Raw genomic sequence first — 26054 nt, 5'->3', positions numbered from 1 at the left:
CTACTGTTTATAAGATTGCATGAATTGTTGTTTGTGACTTACCTTGCGCTTTAGACTGATACATCAATAAATCTGCCTGATGCGTTGCATCATCGACATTGTCAGGTAATTCATTATAAATACGGATTCCCATACTAAAATCGATACCGAATTTTTGCTTTAAGCCACTAAATAAGAAACTATTTCTAAGTCGATTTGCATAGTCTTCAATTCCTTTTAAATCAGTATCTTGTAAGATCACTACAAATTCATCACCGCCCATACGAGCAACGACATCAGAATGGCGCGTCGCAGCTTTCAGTACATGGGCGAACTCAACCAAAACATCATCACCTTTGCTATGTCCATAGGTATCATTTACAGCTTTAAAGCCATCTAAATCTATAATAGCGACGGCTAAAGTTTGTTCTTTTTTGCAATATCGCTTTTTTAATGCCTGATACTCTAAGTTAAAAGCGCGAGTATTATTCAGTGATGTCAAAGAATCTTTCATTGCCATTAAGGTCATTTCATTTAAATTATTTTTTATTCTCAGCAATAAAAAAGCCACCACACTAAAGAAGCCTAGCCTTACACAAGCATTCCAGAATGGGATAATCGAGTTTGTATACTGGTGCCCTGCACTATAGTCAGCATATAACCAAGTAATCCCCGATAAAATAACTGCAATCATCGCGATATGCTTATTGTCGTACCATGCAGCAATAGAAACAGGAATCAGATAAAACACAGCAAATGAGTATTCATAGCCTGTCGCCAGATCAATTACACCTAAAATAATGATAATTAAAAGTAAACTAATACGACGCACAACCATCGAACTCATCAACAGATAGGTCTCCAATTGTTTAATCATTTAGACATCATCCCTAGTCCAATAGCAGTAAGCATTTACAACAGCTTGAATATAAAAAAACCCAAAAAAGCAACACTTCGAAAACAAACTAAAGCTATGTTTTAATTAATTTTAATAATTTAATTCAGACTTTATTCAGTCACTTATAGTTAAAATATTCAATAAAGTAAAGTTTTGAGTATGATGATTTTGAACTTCTTATGGATAATTTCTTAATTGCTTTGTAGCTAAGTTAATTAGATCAAATAAAAGGAATTGTACAGTATAATTTTTATCGAATTTTTCAGGATGAGCGGGAAAACAACTCTGGTTTACTTCAACTATTAAAACTTTGTAAGTTTTAATCCTATTGCCTATAAACTTTTGATTTATAGCGTCCTAAGCCGAATCGAGACCTTGTGGGTAAGTACTACACTCACGTTGTACGTAACTGGTAGCAATCTACTCTTTTCGATCCCTTACATCCTTGAGATAAATATTAACGAAATCGGCTCGGGATTATTTTCCTAAGATAGATTAATTTTTTTGTTTTTTAGGAAAATTTTCCTTGGAAAGTCACTTAATAAAGAAAATTTTCCAAGAAAGTATATTTAATGATTTTTTATTGCATAAATTCTAAAAAAAATGCAAATTTAATTTATAAATTTGCATTTTAGTCACTCTATTTCAATTGGCACACGCTTCAATCTGCTGAGTTAAGATACATCTTTTAGTGAAGTGGCTTTACTATCACGCAAAATATCTTCCAAACCTTTGCTATCCTGATTTAAAAATGCGGTTAAACTTGCTTTTACCTGTTCAAGGGTACTGTGTTTGATTGCAAATACTTCTTTATTTTTCCGCGTCATCAAGCCAAATAATTCACGTTGTGGGAAAATCAATTTGATATTGCTTTCGATCTTAAATTCAAAATCTTCACTTTTCGCATAAGCATTTAATGTAATTTTTAAAAATGCTTCTGACGCTGGGTTCAACACTGTAAAAATAGTATTTCGACCATCCAGTTGTAATTGTAAAACACGTTGACGGCGCCAACTGATACTTTCAAATTTAGCCAATATCTCAGCAATGTCTAAATCGCTCTCGTGCTCCATCTCACGCTCATTGGTGTGATTAGGATACTGAATTTGAATTTCAAACTTGTTCATTATTTTATAACGCATACCCTTAAAATCTATTTGTAGTTTAACAATACTCTTTAAAATTAATAGCGATTTAAACTAAATATTTATAAATTAATCATTGATTTTAAAGTATAAATTGTACAATCGCTCACTATATTTAACTTTTATATGCACTAGGTATATTTTATCTATTGGTCAAATAATCAAGCGCGCTTATTGCTTTTTTTACAGATCAATAAGGAAGCTCAAGCTTCCTTATTTTATATAGAAGATGTCAATCTCTAGTCGTTATGCCAAACGATGCTCTTGTAGCATTTTTTTATGCATTAATTGTCGATATTGTTCTGTCATCTCGTCGATTTGACCGTTTAGAAATAAGTTTAGCTGTTCTGAAACTTGTGATTGGTTTAAGTTTTTATACACCACATCATATTTCTTTTTACGTGTTAAAAGCCCAAGAAACTCTTTACTTTCAACAATCAGTTGGATATTGCTGTCGATCTGAAAAACAGGATCTGCTTTACTCGAGTGTGTATTTAACTGGATATGTAAATAAAGTTCTGTCTCAGTGTCTTGTACAGCAAAGGAGATATCAGAATTTTCAACTTGTCCCTGTGTCAGGAATAAACGACGCCAATTAATTGCATAAAATTTTGCACGAATTTGCTCAATGTCCTCTGCCTCAAATGACACGATATCTTGTGCAGGCAAATTGATCTCAACCTCGAACTTTCTCATTGTTCTCACCTATCCATGTGATGTTTATATTATGAGCTATTAATACCACTTATATCATTGTTTTAAAACAATTACTTATGTTAAATCATTAAAATTTATTACTTTTTATCAAACACACATCACAAAAATCAGATTATTTATTGATGAAGTTTTTATTAATTTTTCTATTTTTATATCAACCAGTAAAAAGTATCAGCATAACTGCCAAATTATTTTAAAAGATAAGTCAGCGTAAGACCTCAATATGACTTAAATTAATTGATGTCTAAATAGACATCAATTAAATAGATATACGTTCTAGCCTTTTTAATATTATGCTGTTCCACCGCATAAAGATGGAACAGCAGGTAACATTGGTAAATGTTAAAGGCTATGAGCTTGTTAACAACAGCCAACACATCCCTTGATTTTTTCACGAGGCCAATTCATCTTTGCTCGTTTAATTGCCAACTCACTTGTCGCAAAAAAGCCCAGTAGATTTTGATTTTCCGCCTTAGGTAAATGCTCACAAGCTTTGCTTGCATTGTGTACCTCATATACACCATTGGCTTGCGCATTTATATTGATAATGAACTTGTCCATCATAAAAGTTTCCCCCAATACTCTTAAAAAGACCTTGAGATTAAATCCATAAAGATGGTGCTTTCATTAATCCCATAATAAAAGTATGCCTTTGTAGTGAAAAAATCAATCTCTCTTTTATTGATTTATTGTTGGGGGAAATTTGTCTTTGTATTCGATTTAGAGTGAATCAACTTTCTATGTCAAAAAACAGAAAACACTTAATCCAATTTAATGACTCAACTCAATTGAATTGAGTCATTATCCTCTTTGAATCTTGATAAACAGTTGATTCACAAATGCTAAAACACACTAACTACAATGGATGAACAATGCTTTCTTGTTTTTTCTTTCTTAACCAGCGAACAGCTAGCACCATCAAAATAATACCAACAATCACCACCAATACAGGAACGATAAGTGATAATACCGATACCACGATTGCCCCAATCCATTCACCTGTAGACACCAAAGGATTGGCTATTCCACCTGTCGTTGCAGTAGATACACCACGAACCGCAACCGTGCCCATTTGTACAGCTGTTGCTGTACCACCACCAACGATAATCGCAGCCGCCCAGCTTGCAAACTGTGACATTTCACCTGTACTGACCGCCATGGTGGTCAATGTTCCAGCCACCATCGCTGCTGGCGTGGCAATAGTATCTAAAGCATTGTCGACCCAAGGAATATAGTACGCGCCAATTTCACAAATAGTCGCGACAGCTAAACCAATACATACCGATGGTATCGCTAACCACTCAAAACCTTTCATTGGCTCAAACCAGCCCATCAGTGATGCAACACTCATCACCAATAACGGTACAAATACTCGAAAACCGCAAGCGGCACTTAAACCAATGCCAATACATAGACTCAGGATTGTTTCCATAATGATTTATCTGCCTTTTTCTCGTTATCTTTTGAACTATTCTTAAATTAACAAAAAGCCCTATCACTGGATAGGGCTTTTGCTTAAAACAGGGAGTATCTGTTTTATCTGTGCGGCTTAGCAATCTTATTTTTTAAATTGATTGCCAAGGCATTTGGTACACTGGGGTAAACGATCTGTACCAATTTCTAAGTAAGTGCGATGTCCGCATTGGACACAAAAATAGAAGCCTGTTCCGGGTTTTTCGCCAGCAGTAACCATTTTTGTTCTCCATAGGTTTTAGAAATGGTGAATAAAGTATAGCCATATTTTGATGTATGTCTACTGTCTATTTCTAAAAATGATGGTGTCATTTTTGCAAGAAATGATTTCAAGAGAGAAATTAATAGGTTTTTTTGAGAGCTACTGCTTAATCATTAAATAGCGCAAACCATTTAAAGCTCTTCTCTTTCTTGAGGTGGCTCATCTGTTCTTTCTTCCTCATAAAAATCATCAGGCATCTGTGACAATACATTTAAAAGGCGTTCAGCTGTGATTGGTTCATCAGAATTTACAGTATCACTTTGAGTTTTTCGTAATAAAGACATTTTATTCCCCAAATAAAAACCCCACTTAACAGTAGGGTCTTTTTACAACACTATCAATTACTTTTAATCCTTAATTAATCTTCTTTTTAAAAGAGAAGAACTCCCTCCTTTTTCAAAGGAGGGTTGGGGAGGATTTAAAGAGTAGAACTCAATCAAGCCACTTGCCCTTCCAAGAAATCCTGTGCAAAGCGTTGTAATACCCCACCCGCTTCATACACATGCACTTCTTCTTCAGTATCCAAACGACAAGTTACAGGAACTTCAATCACTTCACTCTTACCATCAACCGTAGCACGCTCAATCACCAAAGTTAAGTCTGTACGTGGTGCAATATTACCAATCACGCTATACAACTCAGTACCATCAAGCTTTAAGGTTTTACGGTCAGTGCCCGCTTTAAACTCAAGTGGTAACACGCCCATACCAACAAGGTTAGTACGGTGGATACGTTCAAAGCCCTCGGCCACAATCGCTTCAACCCCAGCAAGACGAACACCTTTCGCAGCCCAGTCACGACTAGAGCCTTGACCATAATCCTTACCAGCAATGATAATCAGTGGTTGCTTACGATTCATATAAATCTCAATCGCTTCCCACATACGCATCACTTCGCCTTCTGGTTCAACACGCGCTTTAGAACCTTGCTTGATGGTACCGTCTGAACGAACCACCATTTCATTAAACAGTTTTGGGTTGGCAAAAGTTGCACGTTGCGCGGTCAAATGGTCACCACGATGCGTTGCATACGAGTTAAAGTCTTCTTCAGGTACGCCCATTTTATGCAGATATTCGCCTGCTGCCGAATCCATCATAATTGCATTCGATGGTGACAAATGATCCGTTGTAATGTTGTCAGGTAAAATCGCAAGTGGACGCATATTTGACAATGTACGTGGTGCAGCCAAAGCCCCTTCCCAATACGGTGGACGGCGAATATAAGTACTTTGCGGACGCCAATCGTATAATGGACTTTCTGATTTTTCCGTCACACCCAAATCAAACATCGGGATATACACTTTACGGAATTGTTCAGGTTTAACAGATTCTTTAACCAGCGCATCAATTTCAGCATCCGATGGCCAAACATCTTTTAGGTAAACTGGATTACCGTCTTTGTCATTGCCCAATGAATCCGTTTCAATATCAAAACGAATTGTGCCTGCAATTGCATAAGCCACCACCAAAGGCGGTGAAGCCAAGAATGCTTGTTTTGCATAAGGATGGATACGACCATCAAAGTTACGGTTACCTGAAAGTACCGCAGTGGCATATAAATCACGGTCAATAATTTCTTGCTGAATCTTTGGATCTAAAGCACCAGACATACCGTTACACGTCGTACATGCATAAGCCACGATACCAAAACCAAGCTTTTCTAAATCTTCGAGTACGCCAGCTTCTTCAAGGTAAAGTGCAGCAGCTTTAGAACCTGGTGCAAATGATGATTTCACCCAAGGTTTACGCACCAAGCCCAATTCATTTGCTTTACGTGCCAACAAACCCGCAGCAACTGTATTACGAGGGTTTGAGGTATTGGTACAAGAGGTAATCGCGGCAATAATGATTGCACCATCAGGCATTAAACCATCAGTACGGTTTTCAACTACGCCTGCAATGCCTTTCTCTTTTAAATCTGCTGTTGATACACGTGCATGTGGGTTTGATGGACCTGCAATATTACGTGTTACCGTTGAAAGATCGAAACGAAGTACACGAGGATATTCTGCTTGTCGCATATCCGATGCCCAAAGACCAATTTCTTTGGCATAACTTTCCACCAATTTGATTTGGTCTGATTCACGACCAGTCAAGGTTAAATAATCAATGGTGTTCTGGTCGATATAGAACATTGCCGCAGTTGCGCCATATTCTGGAGTCATATTGGAAATCGTTGCACGATCTCCTACAGACATACTGTCCGCACCTTCACCAAAAAATTCTAAATATGCACCCACTACACGTTCTTTACGCAAGAATTCTGTAAGTGCTAAAACGATATCTGTTGCCGTGATACCAGCTTTACGCTGTCCCACCAATTCCACACCGATTATGTCTGGAAGACGCATCCAAGATGCACGACCCAGCATGACATTTTCAGCTTCCAAACCACCAACACCGATAGAAATTACACCCAATGCATCTGTATGTGGCGTATGTGAATCGGTACCGACACAAGTATCTGGAAATGCGACACCTTCACGGTTTTGAATCACTGGAGACATTTTCTCCAAGTTGATTTGGTGCATGATGCCGTTACCAGCTGGGATAACATCAACATTTTCAAATGCTGTTTTGGTCCATTCAATAAAGTGAAACCGGTCTTCATTACGACGGTCTTCTACAGCACGGTTTTTTTCAAATGCATCAGGGTCAAAGCCACCGTATTCCACCGCCAAAGAGTGGTCAACGATCAACTGAGTTGGTACAACAGGGTTAACTTTAGCAGGGTCACCGCCTTGATCTGCAATCGCATCACGTAAACCTGCAAGGTCGACTAATGCCGTCTGTCCAAGGATGTCGTGACATACCACACGTGCTGGATACCAAGGGAAATCATGGTCTTGTTTACGATTAATCAGTTCTTTTAAAGACTGTTCGAGAATGGCTGGATCACAACGGCGTACCAGCTGTTCAGCCAATACTTTTGAAGTGTATGGAAGTTTTGCATATGCGCCTTGCTGGATATCTTCTACGGCTTGACGCACATCGAAGTATTCGAGCTGGGTACCTTGCAGTGGTTTACGATAGTTGTTATTCATTAGTTTTGTGCCTCTTGCATCATTTTGTACTGCGTGTCTAATGATTGGCATAGTACACTGTCGAAAACCCATTTCCCAAATCGTTTATATTTCATAAGCTTAGATATAAAAACAGGGGTTTTGGAAATATTTAGTAACATCTTCATTAAAATATTTGCACTAAAACTGCTTTTTTTTGAAAAATAGCGGAAAATAAGATTAATTCTTTAGTATTAGATTTAAGATAAGCGAGCAATTCATGAGCGATCTAGCTTTCTCCTCATTTACCTTGATTGGTGTTGATGCAATCAAATTTCTACAAGGTCAAGTGACTGTAAACGTTGAAGCTTTGGCTGAAAATATCACCCAATACACTGCGATTTGTGATCTTAAAGGTCGTATCCATTTTGGCTTATGGCTTAAAAAAATTAATCCTGAACATTTAGAGATTGTTACGACTCAAGATCAAGCCGAAGAATTTGCCAAACATATTAAAAAATACGGCGCTTTTTCTAAAATGAAGCTTGAAGAAACTGGTCGAGTTTTTCCAACATTGAATGGCTCAACGACTGATTTTTCTGCTACAGAAACCGATATTTCAGTATGGGAAATTGCTGCAATTCAAACTGGTCAGGCTTATATAAATCAAGCAATTGAACATGTATTTCAACCACAAGAATTACGCTTACACCAACGTGAAGGAATCAATTATGACAAAGGCTGTTACCTTGGTCAGGAAGTGATTGCACGCCTCTGGTTTAAGGCAAAACCAAAAGCATGGTTACATGTCATTCAAGGTACAGGTCCTGCCCCTGCTCAAGCTGAACAATTGAATAAAGGTGTTCAAGTGGTAAACAGTGCAGCCTTTGAAAATGGTTATATTGCGCTTGTGGTTGCCCGCCCTGACGCTTTAGAAGAGTTAGACGTGACTGTTTTAGCATTACCTGAAAGCTTAAGTGGTGATGTGGCGAGACCGCAGTAATCTCTCAAAGTTGATTACAATAATAAACCTACAACCTTGTAGGTTTATTTAGAGAATTAAATGATTAAGTCAATTACAACAACTTTAACAATAGTAATAGGTTAGCTTTATTTTCATAGATGAATACTTTGCTAATCTAGTACGGCTTCCAAAGATTTATCGACAATTTATATTTTTACTTTCACCTGAATTTTGTATTCTTAGCCACGCTTTTTTTACTAACTCCTAAATTTTTAGAAAAGTTGAAAATTTAGGAAGATGCTTTTTGCCGAACATAATAAATCACACCGCTCTTATCATCAGAAAAGTAAAATGAATTTTCATCTACTCGATAAATATCACAAGGCCGACCATAGACATTTTTGCCCACTAAAAAACCATCCATAAACGTCTGTAGTTTTTGCCCTTTACGCATAATCACAATTTTATAGCCATGACCAATTGTGGCATCGGTAGAACCATGTAAAGCAACTAAAAAAGAATTTTTGATGGTGTCATCTGTATTGGGATGATCAAAATAATCAAAACCAAGTGCAGATGAATGCGCAGGGAAATAGGCATAAGGAGGCAATACATTTTTGCAACCTGACGGACGTTTAAATTTTGGATCTGCCAAAATTTTTCCATTCGACGAATAACATGAAGCCCAGCCATAATCTGCATCACGTTTGAGTGCATAAAAAGTTTCATCAGGCTTATTTTTACCCAAATGATCCACACCTTGATTGGTGGCAAATAAAAAATTACCAACCCATTTCAAACCGACTGCATTGCGTAAACCTGTAGCGAAAATCTTTTGTTGCGAACCATCGGGATTCATTTCTAATACTGTTGCCCGAACTTTTTCTTTCTCGGTACAAGCATTGCAGCTTGAGCCGACTGAAACGTAAATTTTCCCATTCCCACCCACCGCAATTGTTCGTGTTAGATGCCAACCACCATATTTATAACTTAAACCGTAGTCAGGAAAAGTCACTAAAACTTCGGCTTTATCCGTTGGTTTAATTTCACCTTTGGTAAATTTTCGACGGGTCAGTTGATTGGTTTCCGCTAAATACAACCAATCTTGTCCTGAAGAATCTGTATAAAATTGAACTGAGTTTGGGTTCTTCAACCCCGTCATATAAGGAATAATTTTGCCGAATTTCCCCGTTTCAGGGTTCCATTCATCCAAAATATAAACGATGCCTTTTTTATTATCAGTCAAATCGTGCATATCTGTTACAAACATTCTGCCATCGGGAGCTTTGCTAAAAAAACGAACTCGTTTTAAACCCTCAGCCGCAGGAATAATTTCATAATTTGCTGGAAGATTTAAAGAAAAGCGCTTCCCATTTTTTAAGTTTACCTGATGAGGCACAAGATTTGGCTGTTGAGCTAAAATCCCCATTGAACAAACTAAACTTATGAATAAGATTGACAGTACTTTCATCATAGATACGTCTCGATTAATCTTAGGAAAAACAGCCTTCTTTTTTATATTATATAACTTCAAGCACGAGTATATAGTCAAATAATTTTGCTAGAAAAATACAAAGACCATCCAGATACAAGCCATTATCTTATATTGTTTTTAGCCAAACGCCGAAAGTATTGTTGTAGTGGATTAATGCATTCACTCTCGTTTTATGGCACACAGTGCATTAAAAAACAGAACTAAGAAAATAAACAATGACAACATCAAAAATTATTACTTTAGAAAGCCCTAACCACCATCAATACATCGGTAGAGGGCTCATCCAAATGCTTAAAGTATTTTTATAGCCCAATTGAACAGTTCACTAATTTTCAAGGAGTATTAGGGTCTGTTGACAATTCGTCTATGTTTGCGACTACGTGTGTTTTTTAGGCGATACTAGGCACGAAATACAAAATTTAGTCATTCTAAATGAGTAGTTCGTAACGACGTAGCGGCAAAAAACACGCTAGTCCCGAAGGGTTGTGGCTAAAATTATCTCAGCCTTCGTTATGAAACTCGAAAATAGTCTCGCTATTCTCTTCGTTTCATGCCTTGCCTGCTCAATTTTAACCTACAACGCAAGCCATTTATGAAATATCAACAGCCCCCTAAAACCCATGAAATAATTTATTCATGTCTTTACACAAATAATCTTTAAAGTGAAATGCCCGTGCATGTTTTGCATCAAACTTGGCCGTTTGACCATCTTTTTCAAAAATATAAACACGGTCATCCTTACTGACAAGAAACTCACCACCCAGTTTGATCAACAAGGCATCTATCTTATCTTCATCGGCAATACTGTCATCTTGGCTGACTTTGTCATAATTACGTCTAATGCCTTTAATAAACATCGTCTACTCACACGTTCTATTTAGCCAGAATTATACTCTTTTCATTGCCTTTAAAATGGCCCTAAATAAACATTATCAAAATCATTCGGCTTGTTTACCCAGATAAATACTTATAAAATAGCCCAATCATGTGTTATCGCGGCTGCTGAACCCGATCAACTCATGAGTTTTATCTATGGACATTACACAACAATATTTTGAAAATGAAATAAACCGCAATCGCGCTTGGAGACGTAAGGTAAATTATTTACACCGTGGTCGAGATTGCAGACATACCTCAACCCTTTGGAAACCAGAAAAAGACTGGAAATTACTTTGGAACAGATCGTTAAAAAGATCTCGCTCGAAACAATTAAGAATTGAATATCCACGTATTTCTTCTGCCAAAAGACGAAAACAAGCACAATATGATTTTTGGAAAACTGCTGATTGAACAGCCTTTTTATTTGTAGTCGTAACCAATGGCGTAGTCCCACTGCCGAGCGTGTCTTTGCAGTGGGCTATGGCATTTCCACACGTTCCGCTGGAACAAGTAAACACGCCAAACATCGTATATCTGCCAAAGATATTGCGTGGGCAGATATGATTTTTGTTATGGAGCAAAAACATAAACAGAATATCAAAGAAAAATTTCCCAACCAGTTACAACATAAAAAAGTCATGGTATTGGATATCCCAGACGATTATCACTATATGGATGAAGAATTAATTGAAATTTTAACAGAGGCCATGCAACCCTATTTGCCTTAAATGATAAAGACCTTGTCATCAATCAACACGACCAATTCATCCCTAAAGTGATGACAAAACAACCTTAAATTGCCATAACTCAACCCGATCAATATTTAACAATAAAATAAATGATGCAGAATCCACTAAAAGTATTTTCTTTCCTTAAAACCTTCACGCTTATCTTGGTGATATGTGCGTTTCTATTCAGCTTTAGTTTTATATTTAGATTTTCTGACTCAAATTCAGATGAGATTCCTTTTACTGCGACTACAGAAAAACTTGGGATATTTCAAAAATATAACAACCAAATCTATGCCGCTGTACCCAGCAATGGTGATTATTTGATCCCAGAAGCAGATGTTCAAAGTTTTTATTTACCCAATGATGATTACCAATACCGACAACTAGGTGCAGATAAACTGCATGTCTATTGTGGCAATATCCTCCTAAAAGGTGTGCAACCTCAACAGGTGAAGACTATTGGCGATGGTTATTTTACTGCTGGAAAAGACACTTGGTATTGCTCCCCCTCCACCGAACGAAATAAGGATTTAGGTGCGCTTCGAGAAGTTTGGCAAATCATGCAACAAAATTTTGCCCTAGGCTCAAAACCACAAAGCTATCTTTACCCCTATTTTAAACTTGAACCAGGCAACCGGCCTTATCGTGTTAATTCCGAAAATGATACGGCAAGTAATGGGACATTCACCTATTTTCAAGGGAAATTACTTTCTGGAGCCAATCCAGACCAACTCAAACTTGTCTTAGGTGAAGGTAACTATGCCTATCGAGCGGATGGAAAAAACGTCTATTACAACAACACCCTGCTCGATTTAAAAGACAATGGAAAGCTTTATAGTATTGAAATAGACGGTTTAAATAACCAATATTATTTGCTCAATCCTGTCGATGGTATGGTCTATGTCAACGAATTTGCCTTTGATCCCCAATACGCGCCTTATCATCTCTTAAGCGAACATGGCGATCATATTAACCATGCTTTATTTTATAACGACACGGGTATTTATTATTTTGATCTGAATAAGAAAAAAATGCGTCGCGCAGGTGATAGTCCATTTTTAGGAAAAACGTTTAAAGAAATTGCACCGCTGATTTTTTCTGATGGCACACAGCTACTCTATCTACAAGCCAGTGAATATCGCAGCCATAAAGGATCGGCCTCTTCCAAATCCACCCATATTCTAAAATTAGCTGAACCACTGCATTCCACATGGCAAAAACTTGGGGATGTAAATTACAACTATGGCAGTGTATGGAAAAATGGCAATGCATTTTACTATTTTGATCAGTTAGGAAATAGCCAACTGGTTAAGGCCACGATTTATCATATCCGTGACCCACAAACGATTCAAAATTTACTGAGGACTCAACCACGTACTGACGATATTCGACAGTGGATTGATGAGCAAAAGATGGTTGAAGCCAAACACACAGAATTGCTCGAAGTAGAGACGACTAACCGCTCAGACAAATATTGGGGCTTGTTTGTTCCGATCATTTTCGTAGCAATTTTTAGTATGCTGATGTGGATCTTTAAACGGTTTAATTTAAATTTTGCCCCATTTTATATACGCAATCATAAACTGATCGTCAGTAATTTGATGATGACCTCTTACCCTTTAGATCAGGTCACATGCGTTGAATTTAGTACCCATAGGACAACAGCAAATGGAGCTTATATTGGGCACTTTCAAATTTTACAGCGCAATGGAAAACGCAGTAGAATCTTTAATTTTAGTACGCAATTACGTTTACGGAGTGACTCACAAGTAGAATTAAATCAATATATCCAACAACTCAGAAATGAGTTAACACGCCATGGCATCCAGAATACAATACGAAGTTAAGCGTGATACCAACTGAATATCGCGATGGCAATTACATGATCTCAATATATTTTTAATCATTATTGAGTGCACAATATCCACATTATTATTTTGAGCTTTAACATGAAAATCTGGTTATCTCTTCTGACTTTGGGTCTTTTTACCTTTTCTTCTGCACATGCAGATATTCAAACTTTGCAGCAAAACTTAAAAACTAAATATCCTGAGATTCAGGTGAAATCGGTACAAAATTCACCAATTAAAGATGTTTATGAAGTCTATATGGGTGGACGCATTGTTTATACCAATGAAGAAGCAAAATATTTCTTTGTCGGTAATTTAATCGATCTTAAAGAACAAAAAAATCTGACTGAAGAACGCATGCAAACCCTAAAAAGTATTGACGTAAAATCATTACCTTTGAAACAAGCCATTAAGCATGTCAAAGGTAAAGGTGAACGTGTTATTTATGTGTTCAGTGATCCTGACTGTCCATATTGCCAAAATCTTGAAAAAGAATTAAAAAATATCGACAACCTAACCGTTTACTTATTTTTATATCCAATCACCCGTTTACATCCAAATGCTGAAAGTATTTCACAGCAAATATGGTGCTCTAAAAACCAGTACCAAGCGTGGGAAGACTACTTAATTGATAAGAAACAACCAAGTGCAAACAAGTCATGTACGACTCCGATTGAGAAAAATATTGCTTTAGCAAAATCACTTGAAGTCGATGGTACACCGACATTCTTCTTACAAGATGGCACCCGTATTTCAGGCGCACGTGAAGCAGGCGAAATTGAATTACTCCTAAAAGCAGTAAAATAACAGCCCAAAGCCTAGAGAATAAAAAATTTCTCTAGGCTTTAACGTTGTTAAAATATCCTTAATTCTTTCTTATTTATAAATAAATTAAAATTTAAATACACTAACTTATACAATAGGCATGTTTACATTTATAATTTTCAAATTATGATAAAAACGTCCTCAACAATGTTTCACACCATAAATGGAATTATGTTGAAATTAAAACAAGGTATATCGTCAAAATGAAAAAAATTCTATTCGCTACACTACTCAGCTTTTCATGTATTTCTGCATTTGCAGCAGATACAGCTAAAGGCAACGTTGACCCTGCATTTGTCAAAGCACAAGAGCTGATTCAAGCAAAAAATTATCCTGCGGCGTATCAAGAACTTGAACGTCTTGCAAAAGCTGGTAATGCTCAAGCCTTATATAACTTAGGCTATTTAACCCAAACGGGACAAGGCACAACCAAAGACGATAAGAAAGCTTTGAAATATTATCAAGATGCTTCAGCAAAAGGCTATCCTGTTGCAAGTTACGTCTTGGCGCAAAGCTATGCGGTAGGTCAATTGGGCTTAGCGAAAGATGAAAAGAAAGTTCGTGAATACTTAGAGAAGTCCTCTACTCAAGGATTTGATGATGCTACAGTGGAACTTGCGGTTTTATTATTTGCTGAAGGCAAACCCGCATCTGACAAGCTTGGCTTACAAAAACTTGACCCTTTAGTGAAAAAGGATTTTGCACCTGCGATTCATGCGAAAGCGCTGTATGACATCACCGATGGTTTAAAGAAGAAGAATGCAGCAGCAGTCAATCAAGGTTTAAAATCAATCCAAGATTTAGCTAAAAAAGGATATATCCCAGCATTAATGGCTGTCGGAAATATGCTGACCAATGGCAACATCATTGATCAAAATCTGCCAGAAGCACAAAAGATTTTCTCAGAACTGGCTAAAAATAATGTGCCTAAGGCAAAAGAGTCTTTGGATGTTGTAAACAAACTGATTGCTGAAAAAGGCAAAACACCTGCTCCAGCAGCACCAGCAAAAAAATAAGCAGCTCTAAAAAAATACTCTCGCAAGAGAGTATTTTTTTACCACCAAACACCAATCAAAATACTCACCACAATAAAACTCAATAAAGTACTAATCATCAGTGGTGTCAGTGCTTTTTCATTTAAACCATAGACTTGCCCAAAAATTCCAAATATAGAGGGCATAGGCAAAGCCGCAATCAAGGTACCTGCATAAATCATCTTTTGATCCAAATCTGTTAAATGAGTCAAACCTAAATAGACCAATATCGGCATACAGATATTTTTAGAAACCACCAAATAAATGGTTTGCAGATTAAGTGATTGAATCGTAATTCCAACCATCCCACCACCAATAATAAATAACGCTAAAGGTGAAGCAGTCTGACCTAACAAGGCAAATACTTGGTCTAATACACGTGGAATTTGAATTTCGAAGATCGCACAGCTCATGCCAATCACCACTGACAAGAACAATGGATTTTTTAATAAAGTCTGAAATGTTGTTTTTAAAATAGCGGCTAAATTGGCTTGTCTTTGTCGCCCTATTTCTGCCAAAGTTAACATCAGCGGTACAAGAAATACGCTTTCAATGATCACAATCAGTGAAATATAAATCATGGCTTCACTACCCATCAGCAAAGTCAAAATTGCTGCGCCCAGTAACCCGGTATTGGACATTGATGCGCCAAGTGAAAACACAGAAGCATGGGTAAAATGATTGTTAAAAAACTTTTGCCCTAAAATAAAGGCCAAAATAAATAGACTAAAAGTGACGCCTGCATAAACAAAGAAATAAGCAGGATACCAAATCTCATGTAAATCTTTTGCAGCCAGTGCATGAAGTAATAAAGCAGGTAATGCAATTTTGATTACAAAAGCACCAATTGCAGTAATTTGCTCTTTAGAGATCAATTGGATTTTGACAGATATAAAACCCAAAAATAACAGGAAAAATACTGGAAAAATTACCGAAAAAATCATTCAAGCCGTTCCTTTTCCAGATCATACAAATAAAGATATATCCTAGAATATATCTTTATTCAGTTTAAATACGTTTAAAGAATAATGAGTGAATCAAAACTGTTATGCCATCAATATGCTGAGAACAAATCTTTGATTCCGTGCGGCTGACAACGTAAATATTGTGGTGCAATCGAGATTTTTGCACCCAATTTTGCGGCAGCATGCCAAGGCCAGCGTGGGTCATATAAAATCGCTCTTGCCAATGCAATTGCATCTGCTTCGCCTTGTTGAAGGATCTGTTCAGCTTGTTCAGCTTCGGTAATTAAGCCCACCGCAATGACAGGAATATTCACCTGTTTTTTAATCGCATTTGCAAAAGGCACTTGGTAATTTGCACCCACTTTAATATCTTGTTGAATATGTAATCCCGCAGAGGATACATGGATATAAGCAGCACCAAGTTGCGCTAAAGCTTTTGATAAGCCAATGCTTGATTCAACATTCCAACTATTTTCTGCATCCATCCAGTCAGTTGCAGAAATACGTACACCTACAGGATAGTCAGTTGGCACAACTGCTCGAATGGCTTGAAAAACTTCTAATGTAAAACGAATACGATTTTCAAAACTTCCACCATATTCATCAGTTCGGTGATTAGACAATGGCGACATAAATTGATGCAGTAAATACCCATGCGCTGCATGAATTTCAATCAGTGAAAAACCAGCATCTACTGCACGAATCGCTGCTTGCGCAAAGTCTTGAATAATTGTTTTAATTTCATCAATGGTTAATTCATGCGGAGCAATATCATTCGGACTAAAAGCAATATCACTGGCTGATACAGTTTGCCATCCATGTTCATGATCGGGCGCAATCTGACCTTTCCCCTGCTTCACCAACCAAGGCTTTTCAGTCGAAGCTTTACGACCTGCATGCGCAAGCTGAATAGCAAAAGGTGTTGGAGCAATGCTTTTTACCTTATTGAGTAAAGCTTTGATTTGATCCCGTTGCGTATCATTCCAAAGTCCCACATCGGCATAACTGATCCGCCCTTCGGCTTGAACCGCTGTTGCTTCAATAATACATAAGCTCGCACCTGACAAAGCGTAACTTGCCCATTGCTGTTCATGCCAATAGGTCACTTCACCCTGATCTGTTGCCGAGTATTGACACATTGGTGCAATAATAATTTTATTGCTGAGGGAGAGTGAACCAAATTGAATAGATTCAAATAACTTTGGTTGAGCAGACATAAATTATTTTCCCAATGAATTAGAACTGTTTGGTGACACTGAGTCCTGCACTCCAGTTAATACCATCAGCAGGTTCAAAGAATCGACTATTACCATCATTTACAATGACTGAACCGACATAACTTTTATCGAATAAATTATCAACTCGAGCAAAACTACGCACTTTCCAATCATTGTTTTTCCAGATATAACCGACATTCATACTGGTTACTGTATAACTTGGTGCAGTATCTGTATTGAGATCGTCTACATAGATTTTATCCATATATCGAACATCGACACCTGCATTAAAGCCCTGCTCAGGCAACCAGCCGAAAGATACAAAGGCTTGGTTTTTTGCAATTCCGGGAATGTAATTGCCACTTTGGATAACTTTTTTAGGATCTGTGTTGGGAATGTCTGCATCAAATGTTGCATCAAGGAAACTATAACTGGCTTGAGCCGTTAAATTTTTCCACAACTTTTTATTCCAAGACAGCTCTACCCCTTGGCGTAGTGTTTTATCTGCATTTTGATAGGTTGCACGTCCATTGAGTGTTCCCGCAGAAACGATATCATCTTGAGTATTACTTTGGAAAACTGCGGCGGTAAAATTACCTAGACGATTTTGTGCTTTTAAACCAAGCTCATAGTTATCACTGGTTGATGGTTTAAGCGCAAAGTTAATCCCTGCCGTTCCTTCTGTTGGATAGGCCATTTCGGTAAAGGTTGGTGTTTCAAAGCCTTTGGCATAACTGATATAAGTACTGAGATCTGGAGTAACTTCCCAAGTAACGGCAGCCGATGGGAGCAGTTTTTGATAATCGGTTTGACCACTGTCATCGCCATTCAAACCAATGATGTAGTGATCTTTCGACTCATAATGAACATTGCTATAGCGTAACCCTGTATCTAGACGTACAGTCGGCAAAAATTGCCAAGCTGCCTGTAAATATGGATCTAAATTCCATAAAGTATTTCGTTCATCACGGCGTAAGTTGCCTTTTACCCCATATTCGCCCTTGGCATTAAAATTCTCATACCCTTGACGATCTTCATTCATCGCATCATAAGCCAAGCCTGCACTGATCCGTGTATTCGGTAATAAGTCTTTGCCAGTCCAACGTAAATCAGCACCATAAAAATCTCGTTCGAAATCAATCACCCCACCTGCATGGCGTGGATTCTTTTGAGCAGAACTTGGAATAGACTGGTATTGAGTCACTTCACGATGGCCAATATAAGCCATACTATAAAGCTCTTGTTGATCATTCAGGGGCTTAGTCCAATTGATACCTGTCTGTGTTTGGTTAATATCTTTACGAACATCATAGATATTTTTACTGTCATTGACCTGTTTAGGATTTTGCTTCCATTGCTCACGAGTCAAACCTTGTGGATCATCAGCGGAAATATCTACATGATTGATCAGCCAATTGATCTTAGAACCATCATCTAAGTCCCACGTGAGTTTGGCATTGCTCAACACTTTTCTTGCCGCACTATGGTCCCGATAACCATCAGTATCAAAATAAGAAGAACTGATCACGTAGCTCGGTTCATTGGCTTTATCTGCACCACCTTGTAAGGTAATGTCAGCGCGGCCTTTATTATTACTGCCACCTGAATATCCTAACTCGACCGAATCACGCCCTGTTCCTTCTTTGGTCGTGGTTAGAATAGTCCCCCCAGAGGAGTTTCCATACAGTGATGAAAAGGGCCCACCAAGCACTTCAATATGATCCAAGCTCGTTAAATCAATATTTGAAGTTTGGCCTTGTCCGTCTGGCATCGTCGCAGGAATCCCATCGACATAAAGACGAATCCCACGCACCCCAAAAGTTGAACGTGCGCCAAATCCGCGCATAGACAGTTGTAAGTCTTGGGCATAATTTTCACGATTATTGAGCTGTAAACCTGGAATTCCTTTGAGTGTTTCAGTGAGGTTTACCCCAATATTATTTTGATTCTGTTGCTGATCGATTCTATATACCGATGCTGGGGTGTTTAATATGCTGGTATCAGAACGTGTTGCTTCAATTTTAATGGTTGGAAGTTGCTGGGTAGAATTTTGCTGAATGGAATCTTGAGATTCCACTTCAGCATATAAGCTCTGTGTGATACATACCGTTAAGCAAAGTAGTGTTGTATTAATTTTTAGATGTTTCACTCTTTGCATAAAGGTGTCCTCGGGTTGTATTAAAAAATAATTTTAGACCCCAAGCCAACGACAAACGCATTGTCCACCTGATTGGTTGCACCAGGATGTACCACATACTGCACTAAAGGACGAAGCATGAACCATTTGGCAGGGTAATATGAGTAATTCAACTCAACATTATACTCTGCATCTTCATTCAACTGTCTTAAATTTGTTCCTAAACGAGCATCATTCACATAATTAGTATACCGATCGTTCAAATGTACCCGATTTACTGCCAAACCAAGAATATCGTTTGGCTGACCATCAAACAGACCATAGTATTTTAGACCAAGTTGCTGTGAATCATTTACGGCTGTCGTCGTACGATCATGAATGGTGAAGTTACCAAAACTGTGTAAACCACGTTTCCCCTCTCCAGTTGAAGTCAATTGCTGTTCAAACGCAATCCAACCGCCATATGTGCGATCTTCAGCCTTAGTTCCTGCTTTATAGGCAACATCATACTGATTTTTAGCCTCATCAGCAGTATTGTAAAGCGTACCAATACGATAACTGCCTGGTAAATCATTCACACCCTGCTTAGGTGACCACACCACTTCAGAAAGAATATTGACACCATCGGCATGCTTTGTATCCAAATTCCAGCCTTGTCGCTCTAAAGCATTATCAGGGTTGTATTCAAACACCCCCACTTGTGCAAATAGTTCAGGATTGATGTGATATTTTAAGCGTGCGCCCCATTGTGAGACTGGTGTGTTATACCAAAGCTTGCCTTGCCATTTCCCCATCTGTGCTGCACAAAATGCATTGCCTTGGAAATCACAAGCCATGGTATTGAATTCAGTACCTAAACCCATACGACCTAAACGCAAGCTTAGTCCTTGATCCTTAAAATTCTTTTCTATATATAATTCGCTGAGACGGCTCCCCGAATTACCACGTCCCCAATTGGCTTGCGAGTTTGCCCATTGTGGTGCATCTGGTGCTTGAATACCTCTGAGTGAAGTACTTTCACCTTGACGTGCTGTAACTAAAGCACGAATAGTCACATCATTCCAACCCGCCAGTTTCCCCATATCTAAGGTTGTACCCAGTCCGAATTGTGTCGCAAATGTTGGCGCTTGGTGCGCATCATAACCACCATCAGCGAGATATGAACTGTCCATGGCAATGGTGCCATCAAATTTGATTCCCTTTTCTGCAAGTTCAGTCCGACTCCCATTCCAATCACCCGTCATGGTTGAGCCGTGTAAATTAAACGCATCTTCAGCTGATGCAAAAGACATCATGCTACATGCAGAGATTGCCAATAAAGGATAAGCAATTTTTTTCATGGGAAAGCCTAATCAGGAACAAAACGAATAAAGATAAACCAGTCAACTCTCAATCACTTTAACCGTCTAAATTTAATAGAAAGTTCCAGCTTTAAAATGACTATTTTTCCTGAAATATCGAGATAAAAAGAATTATTTCAGTAAACAATTCACTAGAAATTTACACATTTTTTTACATATAACTATCAGATATTTTTTATCAATTGGAAAACTTTATTTTATCAATAAACTTTATTTTAAATAACAACAACTTAACAACAATAATTCTATCTTATTCAACGATCATATCCATAATTTTAACCTAAAGTCGTAGGCTCAACACAACCGCCCTTTAACGCAATGCAATTCTTGCATACAATATTCAGTCCTCACACCAATGTGACAAGTGCATGCCTGAATTACCTGAAGTTGAAACAACAAAAACCAGTTTACTCCCTCTGATCGACCAGAAAGTTCTTCATGTTCAAGTGCGTGAGTCACGGTTACGCTGGCCTATTCCCGAAGATATTCAACAACTTCAAGGTCAAAAACTCGTTCGCTTAACGCGTCGTTCAAAATACATTTTGGCAGAGTTTGAAACCCATAGCATGTTATGGCATTTGGGTATGTCAGGTAGTTTTAGAATCTGTGATGAACATGAAGCACTTAGAAAGCATGACCATCTGATCATTCAGTTTGAAGACACACAGCTGCGCTATCATGATCCTCGACGTTTTGGTTGTATCATTTGGCTGAATGAGGAAAGCCAAACAAAATTGATTGATACTTTAGGGCCTGAACCATTGAGTGATGAATTTCATGCCGAATATTTAGCAGAAAAGTTTAAAAATAAAAATGTCGGCACAAAAGTTGCAATCATGGATAATCATATTGTTGTGGGTGTAGGCAATATTTATGCAACCGAAAGCTTATTTAATTTAGGGATTCATCCGGCACAGCCTGCTTCGAGTTTGACGAAAGCACAAATTCAAAAATTGGTCATCGAAATTAAACGAATTTTAAAGCAAGCGATTGATTTGGGTGGTTCAACCTTAAGAGACTATAGCAACGCCATGGGTGAGAACGGCTACTTTCAGCAGACCTTATTGGCTTATGGTCGTGCGGGTGAGATGTGTATTAACTGTGAAACCACTTTAGAAAATTTAAAGTTAGGACAAAGAGCCAGTGTGTTTTGCCCACAATGCCAGCCATTAAAGATCGCGAAGAGCATCCCGCAAAAACCACGAGGAAAAAGTAAATGAAAACTGCAATCGTTCGACATATTCTCGTCAAAGATAAGGACTTGGCTGAACAACTTAAGAAGAAGATTCATGATGGTGCTGATTTTGCCAAAGTGGCCAAACAGCATTCCACATGTAATTCAGCAAAACGTGGTGGTGAACTGGGTGAAGTAAAGAAAGGACAACTTGTTCCTGTGATTGATAAACTGGTATTTACCGCAGCTGAACGTGTACTTCATGGTCCGGTAAAAAGCCAATTCGGCTTTCACTTGGTTGAGATTAAATTTCGCATGGATTTTTAGTTTAAAGATTTACATTCTTTTGGAGACATTGAGAGAATGTTCTACTATTTATCAGCAATGTTCAAATTAGAGTCACAACAACCACCATCACTGAAGCTAAATTAAAATACTTTTGCTTTTAGATCATTCAGGCATACAAGGTGTATCTATCACGTAGCACAATGACAAGGATGTTAATGTTTGCTTTAAAACTTATTGCTTATTAAAGACAACAAAACAATAAAAATCTGAGCTGTTCTCTTTAATTCAAACCCTTCTATATTTTTGAATCAATTTGCTCAGGTTTAAATTCATGGATAAACTTCGCATAATCATCAATATATGATCTAAATGCTTCTTCCCGAGTGGTAAAGTAAAATATTTCATTACCATTTCTAACGATGGTTTCAGGAGATTTACCATTACAGTAACCCCCAGCTGAATAGACAGCAGACTTAAGCATTTGAAAACTTTGCTCAGCAAGCTGTTCATCCTTAAAAGCAAAAACCAGCAAAACAAAATCTGGGCGATATTGTTTTTCATCACCTAATTTAACTTTACTAATTGCCTTATAAGAACGAATGCCCTCACCTTTTACTTGAATCACTTTATTCAGAGAACAATCATTTTCAGACCAAGAGCTACCACTGTCTTTTTCTATAAACTCAAAATTGGCTTTTAGTAAACGTGTTTGTAGTGCCAACAGTAAGGTTTCATTTTCATCTACCGAGTCAGTTTCTATAGTGACGTAGCGGGTATCTTCATTTGGCATTTCATTAAAAGTTAAACCACTAGCAGGTCGGCTTTGGTCCGCTTGCGTAGATGTTGGAGTATCAGCGGATTGCTGCTCTTTCGGATGCTCTGAACATGCATACAAACTGATAAGTATTGCCATAATCCCTATGTTTTTTTTCATCAGCCTATCCCTATTTTCTTGCTTGCATAAAAAACGGTACTTGATCGTACCGTTTCATTCAACTCTTTTACAATGATTTAATAGTTTTATCAGGCTTTAGACATATTAAAATACTGTAATTTGAATCAATTTGATGAAGATTAAGCTTCAGGGCGTTTCTTTAATTCATCACGAATTTCACGCAGTAATGCAATATCTTCTGGTGTAGCAGCTGGAGCTTCTTCAGCAGGTTTACGGATTTTATTGAGGAATTTAACCAACAAGAAAACCACCCACATTAAGATCAGGAAGTTCAATACAATTGTGATGAAATTACCATAGGTTAGTACGTTAATCCCAGCTTTGGTCAATTCATCCAATGATGAAAGGTTATTTGGGTTATCGCCAAGTACGACAAATTTTTGGGTAAAATCAACACCACCACCCGTAATCACTGTGATTAAAGGCATAATCACATCTTTCACTAATGAGTCGATAATTTTATTGAAAGCACCACCAATGATGACACCAATTGCCAAATCCATCATATTGCCTTTAACAGCAAATTCTCTGAATTCTGAAAGAATACTCATATTTTAACTCCACGCCGATTTTGCGTATTTTTTATGTGACGAAGTATACATTATGTTTCAACATATATTTCCGCCTAATTTACTCGCTTTTTATTAAAAACCAATATTCTTTTACATTTATATAAAAAAACCGCAATTTATTAAAAAATTGCGGTTTTTTTCTAGAAATTAAATTATTTCCAGTTTGAACGCTTAGCCACGTGAAGCACGTTTACGTTCATTTTCAGTTAAGAATTTTTTACGAATACGAACTGATTTAGGTGTTACTTCAACTAATTCGTCATCTTCAATAAATTCTAATGCTTGTTCAAGCGTGAATTTGATTGCAGGTGTTAACGTTAACGCTTCATCTGTACCAGATGCACGCATGTTAGTTAACTGTTTCGCTTTGGTTGGGTTCACAGTCATGTCGTCTGAACGAGAGTTCATACCCACGATCATACCTTCATAAACTTCTAACTGTGGTTCAGCAAATAGACGACCACGGTCTTGTAAAGTGAACAATGCAAACGCTAAGCAAGTACCGTTAACCATAGAGATCAACACGCCGTTTTGACGTTTCGCAACTGCACCTTGTTTAGCTGTACCGTAATGCGAGAAGCTTGAAGTCATGATACCAGTACCAGAGGTAATGGTTAAGAATTCAGAACGGAAACCAATCAAACCACGTGATGGAACAGTTGCTTCAATACGGATACGGCCTTTACCGTCAACTTCCATATTGGTCAACTCACCTTTACGGTTACCCATTTGTTCCATAACAGAACCCTGATGTTGTTCTTCAACATCAAAAGTAACGTTTTCGTATGGTTCTTGAGTTTCGCCATCAACTTCTTTCATGATCACTTGCGGACGAGAAACACCCATCTCGAAGCCTTCACGACGCATTGTTTCAATCAATACTGAAAGGTGAAGTTCACCACGACCAGAAACTTTGAAACGGTCTGGACTGTCAGTATCTTCAACACGTAAAGCAACGTTATGGATCAATTCACGATCTAAACGCTCACGGATATTACGTGAAGTTACAAATTTACCTTCTTTACCAGCAAACGGTGAGTTATTTACTTGGAAAGTCATCGAAACTGTAGGTTCATCTACAGACAATGCAGGTAATGCTTCAACATTTTTAGGATCACAGATTGTGTCAGAAATGTTCAATGCATCTAAACCAGTGATACATACGATATCACCCGCTTGAGCAGAATCTACATCTACACGCTCTAAACCATGGTAACCCATAATTTTTAAGATACGACCGTTACGTGTCTTGCCATCTTTATCGATCACAGTCACTGGTGTATTGGTTTTTACTGAACCACGTTGAATACGGCCAACACCAATTACACCCACGAAACTATTATAGTCAAGTGATGAAATTTGCATTTGGAATGGACCATCAATATCAACTGCTGGTGGTTCAACGATATCTACGATTGTTTCGAACAACGGTGTCATGTCTTCCGCTAATTCTTCAGGAGAAGGACCAGCAACACCACGTAAGCCAGAAGCATATACGATTGGGAAGTCTAACTGTTCATCACTACCGCCTAAGTTATCGAACAAATCAAATACTTGATCGATTACCCAGTCTGGACGAGCACTTGGCTTATCTACTTTGTTGATGATAACAATTGGCTTCAAACCACGAGCAAACGCTTTTTGTGTTACAAAGCGAGTTTGTGGCATTGGGCCTTCTTGTGAATCGACAAGAAGAAGTACGCAGTCAACCATAGACATTACACGTTCAACTTCACCACCAAAGTCAGCATGTCCTGGGGTGTCGACGATGTTGATGCGGTATTCAGTATTTGTACGCTTGTCTAACCATTTGATTGCAGTATTTTTTGCAAGAATGGTAATACCGCGTTCAGACTCAAGCGCATTCGAATCCATAACACGCTCAATCTCACCCGCGCGGTCACCGAGTGCACCTGATTGTTGTAAAAGTTTGTCGACAAGAGTCGTTTTACCATGGTCGACGTGCGCGATGATGGCAATATTACGGAGAGTTTTAATATCAGACATGTAAATTCGATACGCTTTAAATTTGAGGGCAAATTATACAGAAAAATCTTAACTTTTAGTAGTGACAGTTTATTGACAGTTACAAGTTTTTTTCACAACAGCAGGCTTTTTATTTTGTAATAGTG

At 37.9% G+C, this 26054-nt stretch carries 25 protein-coding genes; 8 read left to right on the top strand and 17 right to left on the bottom strand.

Features of this window, described 5'->3' with window-relative positions:
• Positions 1-7: 7 nt before the first annotated feature.
• The 8 genes from AS4_RS03860 to acnD all read right to left on the bottom strand — a co-directional run bounded on the left by AS4_RS03860 (position 8) and on the right by acnD (position 7517).
• Entirely contained in the window at positions 8-856 is an 849-nt protein-coding gene (locus tag AS4_RS03860) for a GGDEF domain-containing protein (protein ID WP_096733250.1), read from the bottom strand.
• Between the two features lie 695 nt (positions 857-1551).
• The gene (locus AS4_RS03850; protein ID WP_096733248.1) at positions 1552-2019 is read right to left on the bottom strand and encodes a hypothetical protein; all 468 of its coding nucleotides are present in this window, start codon (positions 2017-2019) and stop codon (positions 1552-1554) included.
• 249 nt (positions 2020-2268) lie between these two features.
• Complete coding sequence (locus AS4_RS03845) at positions 2269-2718, bottom strand: hypothetical protein (protein WP_096733246.1); 450 nt, start codon at positions 2716-2718, stop codon at positions 2269-2271.
• A gap of 381 nt (positions 2719-3099) precedes the next feature.
• Positions 3100-3303, bottom strand: a complete 204-nt coding sequence (locus AS4_RS03840) for a hypothetical protein (RefSeq protein ID WP_096733244.1) — start codon at positions 3301-3303, stop codon at positions 3100-3102.
• A 292-nt stretch (positions 3304-3595) separates the two neighbouring features.
• Complete coding sequence (locus tag AS4_RS03835; RefSeq protein WP_096733242.1) at positions 3596-4171, bottom strand: DUF4126 domain-containing protein; 576 nt, start codon at positions 4169-4171, stop codon at positions 3596-3598.
• Between the two features lie 126 nt (positions 4172-4297).
• Entirely contained in the window at positions 4298-4432 is a 135-nt protein-coding gene (locus AS4_RS03830; RefSeq protein WP_004722968.1) for a zinc ribbon-containing protein, read from the bottom strand.
• A gap of 173 nt (positions 4433-4605) precedes the next feature.
• Positions 4606-4758 carry a hypothetical protein gene (locus AS4_RS21705; protein ID WP_167468928.1) on the bottom strand — a complete coding sequence of 51 codons (153 nt, stop codon included), beginning with the start codon at positions 4756-4758 and terminating at the stop codon, positions 4606-4608.
• A gap of 152 nt (positions 4759-4910) precedes the next feature.
• On the bottom strand, positions 4911-7517 hold the full coding sequence (gene acnD, locus AS4_RS03825; protein WP_096733240.1) for a Fe/S-dependent 2-methylisocitrate dehydratase AcnD: 2607 nt from the start codon (positions 7515-7517) through the stop codon (positions 4911-4913).
• A gap of 238 nt (positions 7518-7755) precedes the next feature.
• On the opposite strand from acnD, the gene ygfZ reads away from it, so the two are divergent.
• Positions 7756-8478 carry a CAF17-like 4Fe-4S cluster assembly/insertion protein YgfZ gene (gene ygfZ, locus AS4_RS03820; protein ID WP_096733238.1) on the top strand — a complete coding sequence of 241 codons (723 nt, stop codon included), beginning with the start codon at positions 7756-7758 and terminating at the stop codon, positions 8476-8478.
• A gap of 250 nt (positions 8479-8728) precedes the next feature.
• On the opposite strand, the gene AS4_RS03815 is transcribed toward ygfZ, so the two are convergent.
• Positions 8729-9913 carry a PQQ-dependent sugar dehydrogenase gene (locus AS4_RS03815; protein WP_004819183.1) on the bottom strand — a complete coding sequence of 395 codons (1185 nt, stop codon included), beginning with the start codon at positions 9911-9913 and terminating at the stop codon, positions 8729-8731.
• 632 nt (positions 9914-10545) lie between these two features.
• Positions 10546-10791 carry a hypothetical protein gene (locus AS4_RS03810; RefSeq protein ID WP_004722984.1) on the bottom strand — a complete coding sequence of 82 codons (246 nt, stop codon included), beginning with the start codon at positions 10789-10791 and terminating at the stop codon, positions 10546-10548.
• Between the two features lie 175 nt (positions 10792-10966).
• Here AS4_RS03810 and AS4_RS03805 point away from each other — a divergent pair, with 175 nt between their 5' ends.
• The 5 genes from AS4_RS03805 (at position 10967) to AS4_RS03785 (ending at position 15235) form a co-directional block, all read left to right on the top strand.
• Entirely contained in the window at positions 10967-11224 is a 258-nt protein-coding gene (locus tag AS4_RS03805) for a hypothetical protein (protein WP_096733236.1), read from the top strand.
• Complete coding sequence (locus AS4_RS03800) at positions 11221-11541, top strand: low molecular weight protein tyrosine phosphatase family protein (protein ID WP_004819178.1); 321 nt, start codon at positions 11221-11223, stop codon at positions 11539-11541. The genes AS4_RS03805 and AS4_RS03800 overlap by 4 nt, the downstream gene beginning before the upstream one ends.
• Before the next feature lie 110 nt (positions 11542-11651).
• Positions 11652-13391 carry a DKNYY domain-containing protein gene (locus AS4_RS03795; protein ID WP_096733234.1) on the top strand — a complete coding sequence of 580 codons (1740 nt, stop codon included), beginning with the start codon at positions 11652-11654 and terminating at the stop codon, positions 13389-13391.
• 102 nt (positions 13392-13493) lie between these two features.
• Entirely contained in the window at positions 13494-14201 is a 708-nt protein-coding gene (locus tag AS4_RS03790) for a DsbC family protein (protein ID WP_096733232.1), read from the top strand.
• A 221-nt stretch (positions 14202-14422) separates the two neighbouring features.
• The gene (locus AS4_RS03785; RefSeq protein WP_096733230.1) at positions 14423-15235 is read left to right on the top strand and encodes a tetratricopeptide repeat protein; all 813 of its coding nucleotides are present in this window, start codon (positions 14423-14425) and stop codon (positions 15233-15235) included.
• Positions 15236-15273: 38 nt separating this feature from the next.
• Here the strand turns inward: AS4_RS03785 and AS4_RS03780 are convergent, their stop codons facing one another.
• The 4 genes from AS4_RS03780 to AS4_RS03765 all read right to left on the bottom strand — a co-directional run bounded on the left by AS4_RS03780 (position 15274) and on the right by AS4_RS03765 (position 20912).
• The gene (locus AS4_RS03780) at positions 15274-16197 is read right to left on the bottom strand and encodes an AEC family transporter (protein ID WP_096733228.1); all 924 of its coding nucleotides are present in this window, start codon (positions 16195-16197) and stop codon (positions 15274-15276) included.
• Between the two features lie 110 nt (positions 16198-16307).
• Complete coding sequence (locus AS4_RS03775; RefSeq protein ID WP_096733226.1) at positions 16308-17435, bottom strand: NADH:flavin oxidoreductase/NADH oxidase; 1128 nt, start codon at positions 17433-17435, stop codon at positions 16308-16310.
• A gap of 19 nt (positions 17436-17454) precedes the next feature.
• A complete protein-coding gene (locus AS4_RS03770) occupies positions 17455-19593 on the bottom strand; it encodes a TonB-dependent receptor (RefSeq protein WP_096733224.1) in 2139 nt (712 codons plus the stop codon).
• Between the two features lie 20 nt (positions 19594-19613).
• Entirely contained in the window at positions 19614-20912 is a 1299-nt protein-coding gene (locus AS4_RS03765) for a carbohydrate porin (RefSeq protein ID WP_096733222.1), read from the bottom strand.
• 389 nt (positions 20913-21301) lie between these two features.
• On the opposite strand from AS4_RS03765, the gene mutM reads away from it, so the two are divergent.
• Both mutM and AS4_RS03755 read left to right on the top strand, forming a co-directional pair.
• Positions 21302-22153, top strand: coding sequence for a bifunctional DNA-formamidopyrimidine glycosylase/DNA-(apurinic or apyrimidinic site) lyase (mutM, locus tag AS4_RS03760; RefSeq protein WP_004722995.1), 852 nt, complete (start codon positions 21302-21304; stop codon positions 22151-22153).
• Complete coding sequence (locus tag AS4_RS03755) at positions 22150-22434, top strand: peptidylprolyl isomerase (RefSeq protein WP_004819160.1); 285 nt, start codon at positions 22150-22152, stop codon at positions 22432-22434. The genes mutM and AS4_RS03755 overlap by 4 nt, the downstream gene beginning before the upstream one ends.
• Positions 22435-22690: 256 nt before the next feature.
• On the opposite strand, the gene AS4_RS03750 is transcribed toward AS4_RS03755, so the two are convergent.
• The 3 genes from AS4_RS03750 to typA all read right to left on the bottom strand — a co-directional run bounded on the left by AS4_RS03750 (position 22691) and on the right by typA (position 25929).
• Complete coding sequence (locus AS4_RS03750) at positions 22691-23329, bottom strand: hypothetical protein (RefSeq protein ID WP_096733220.1); 639 nt, start codon at positions 23327-23329, stop codon at positions 22691-22693.
• A 140-nt stretch (positions 23330-23469) separates the two neighbouring features.
• Complete coding sequence (gene mscL, locus AS4_RS03745; RefSeq protein WP_056514824.1) at positions 23470-23901, bottom strand: large conductance mechanosensitive channel protein MscL; 432 nt, start codon at positions 23899-23901, stop codon at positions 23470-23472.
• 192 nt (positions 23902-24093) lie between these two features.
• Positions 24094-25929 (bottom strand): translational GTPase TypA, encoded by a 1836-nt coding sequence (gene typA, locus AS4_RS03740; protein ID WP_004723004.1) that lies wholly within the window; start codon positions 25927-25929, stop codon positions 24094-24096.
• Positions 25930-26054: the final 125 nt, after the last annotated feature.

This window comes from Acinetobacter guillouiae (assembly GCF_002370525.2).
GTDB lineage: Bacteria > Pseudomonadota > Gammaproteobacteria > Pseudomonadales > Moraxellaceae > Acinetobacter > Acinetobacter guillouiae.
The sequence above is the reverse complement of the archived record's forward strand: the minus strand, read 5'-3'. Positions and strand labels throughout refer to the sequence as shown.

Coding starts and splice junctions, on each gene's coding strand:
- AS4_RS03860 (WP_096733250.1), bottom strand. CDS start 856: ATGATTAAACAATTGGAGACCTATCTGTTGATGAGTTCGATGGTTGTG.
- AS4_RS03850 (WP_096733248.1), bottom strand. CDS start 2,019: ATGCGTTATAAAATAATGAACAAGTTTGAAATTCAAATTCAGTATCCT.
- AS4_RS03845 (WP_096733246.1), bottom strand. CDS start 2,718: ATGAGAAAGTTCGAGGTTGAGATCAATTTGCCTGCACAAGATATCGTG.
- AS4_RS03840 (WP_096733244.1), bottom strand. CDS start 3,303: ATGATGGACAAGTTCATTATCAATATAAATGCGCAAGCCAATGGTGTA.
- AS4_RS03835 (WP_096733242.1), bottom strand. CDS start 4,171: ATGGAAACAATCCTGAGTCTATGTATTGGCATTGGTTTAAGTGCCGCT.
- AS4_RS03830 (WP_004722968.1), bottom strand. CDS start 4,432: ATGGTTACTGCTGGCGAAAAACCCGGAACAGGCTTCTATTTTTGTGTC.
- AS4_RS21705 (WP_167468928.1), bottom strand. CDS start 4,758: ATGTCTTTATTACGAAAAACTCAAAGTGATACTGTAAATTCTGATGAA.
- acnD (WP_096733240.1), bottom strand. CDS start 7,517: ATGAATAACAACTATCGTAAACCACTGCAAGGTACCCAGCTCGAATAC.
- ygfZ (WP_096733238.1), top strand. CDS start 7,756: ATGAGCGATCTAGCTTTCTCCTCATTTACCTTGATTGGTGTTGATGCA.
- AS4_RS03815 (WP_004819183.1), bottom strand. CDS start 9,913: ATGATGAAAGTACTGTCAATCTTATTCATAAGTTTAGTTTGTTCAATG.
- AS4_RS03810 (WP_004722984.1), bottom strand. CDS start 10,791: ATGTTTATTAAAGGCATTAGACGTAATTATGACAAAGTCAGCCAAGAT.
- AS4_RS03805 (WP_096733236.1), top strand. CDS start 10,967: ATGGACATTACACAACAATATTTTGAAAATGAAATAAACCGCAATCGC.
- AS4_RS03795 (WP_096733234.1), top strand. CDS start 11,652: ATGATGCAGAATCCACTAAAAGTATTTTCTTTCCTTAAAACCTTCACG.
- AS4_RS03790 (WP_096733232.1), top strand. CDS start 13,494: ATGAAAATCTGGTTATCTCTTCTGACTTTGGGTCTTTTTACCTTTTCT.
- AS4_RS03785 (WP_096733230.1), top strand. CDS start 14,423: ATGAAAAAAATTCTATTCGCTACACTACTCAGCTTTTCATGTATTTCT.
- AS4_RS03780 (WP_096733228.1), bottom strand. CDS start 16,197: ATGATTTTTTCGGTAATTTTTCCAGTATTTTTCCTGTTATTTTTGGGT.
- AS4_RS03775 (WP_096733226.1), bottom strand. CDS start 17,435: ATGTCTGCTCAACCAAAGTTATTTGAATCTATTCAATTTGGTTCACTC.
- AS4_RS03770 (WP_096733224.1), bottom strand. CDS start 19,593: ATGCAAAGAGTGAAACATCTAAAAATTAATACAACACTACTTTGCTTA.
- AS4_RS03765 (WP_096733222.1), bottom strand. CDS start 20,912: ATGAAAAAAATTGCTTATCCTTTATTGGCAATCTCTGCATGTAGCATG.
- mutM (WP_004722995.1), top strand. CDS start 21,302: ATGCCTGAATTACCTGAAGTTGAAACAACAAAAACCAGTTTACTCCCT.
- AS4_RS03755 (WP_004819160.1), top strand. CDS start 22,150: ATGAAAACTGCAATCGTTCGACATATTCTCGTCAAAGATAAGGACTTG.
- AS4_RS03750 (WP_096733220.1), bottom strand. CDS start 23,329: ATGAAAAAAAACATAGGGATTATGGCAATACTTATCAGTTTGTATGCA.
- mscL (WP_056514824.1), bottom strand. CDS start 23,901: ATGAGTATTCTTTCAGAATTCAGAGAATTTGCTGTTAAAGGCAATATG.
- typA (WP_004723004.1), bottom strand. CDS start 25,929: ATGTCTGATATTAAAACTCTCCGTAATATTGCCATCATCGCGCACGTC.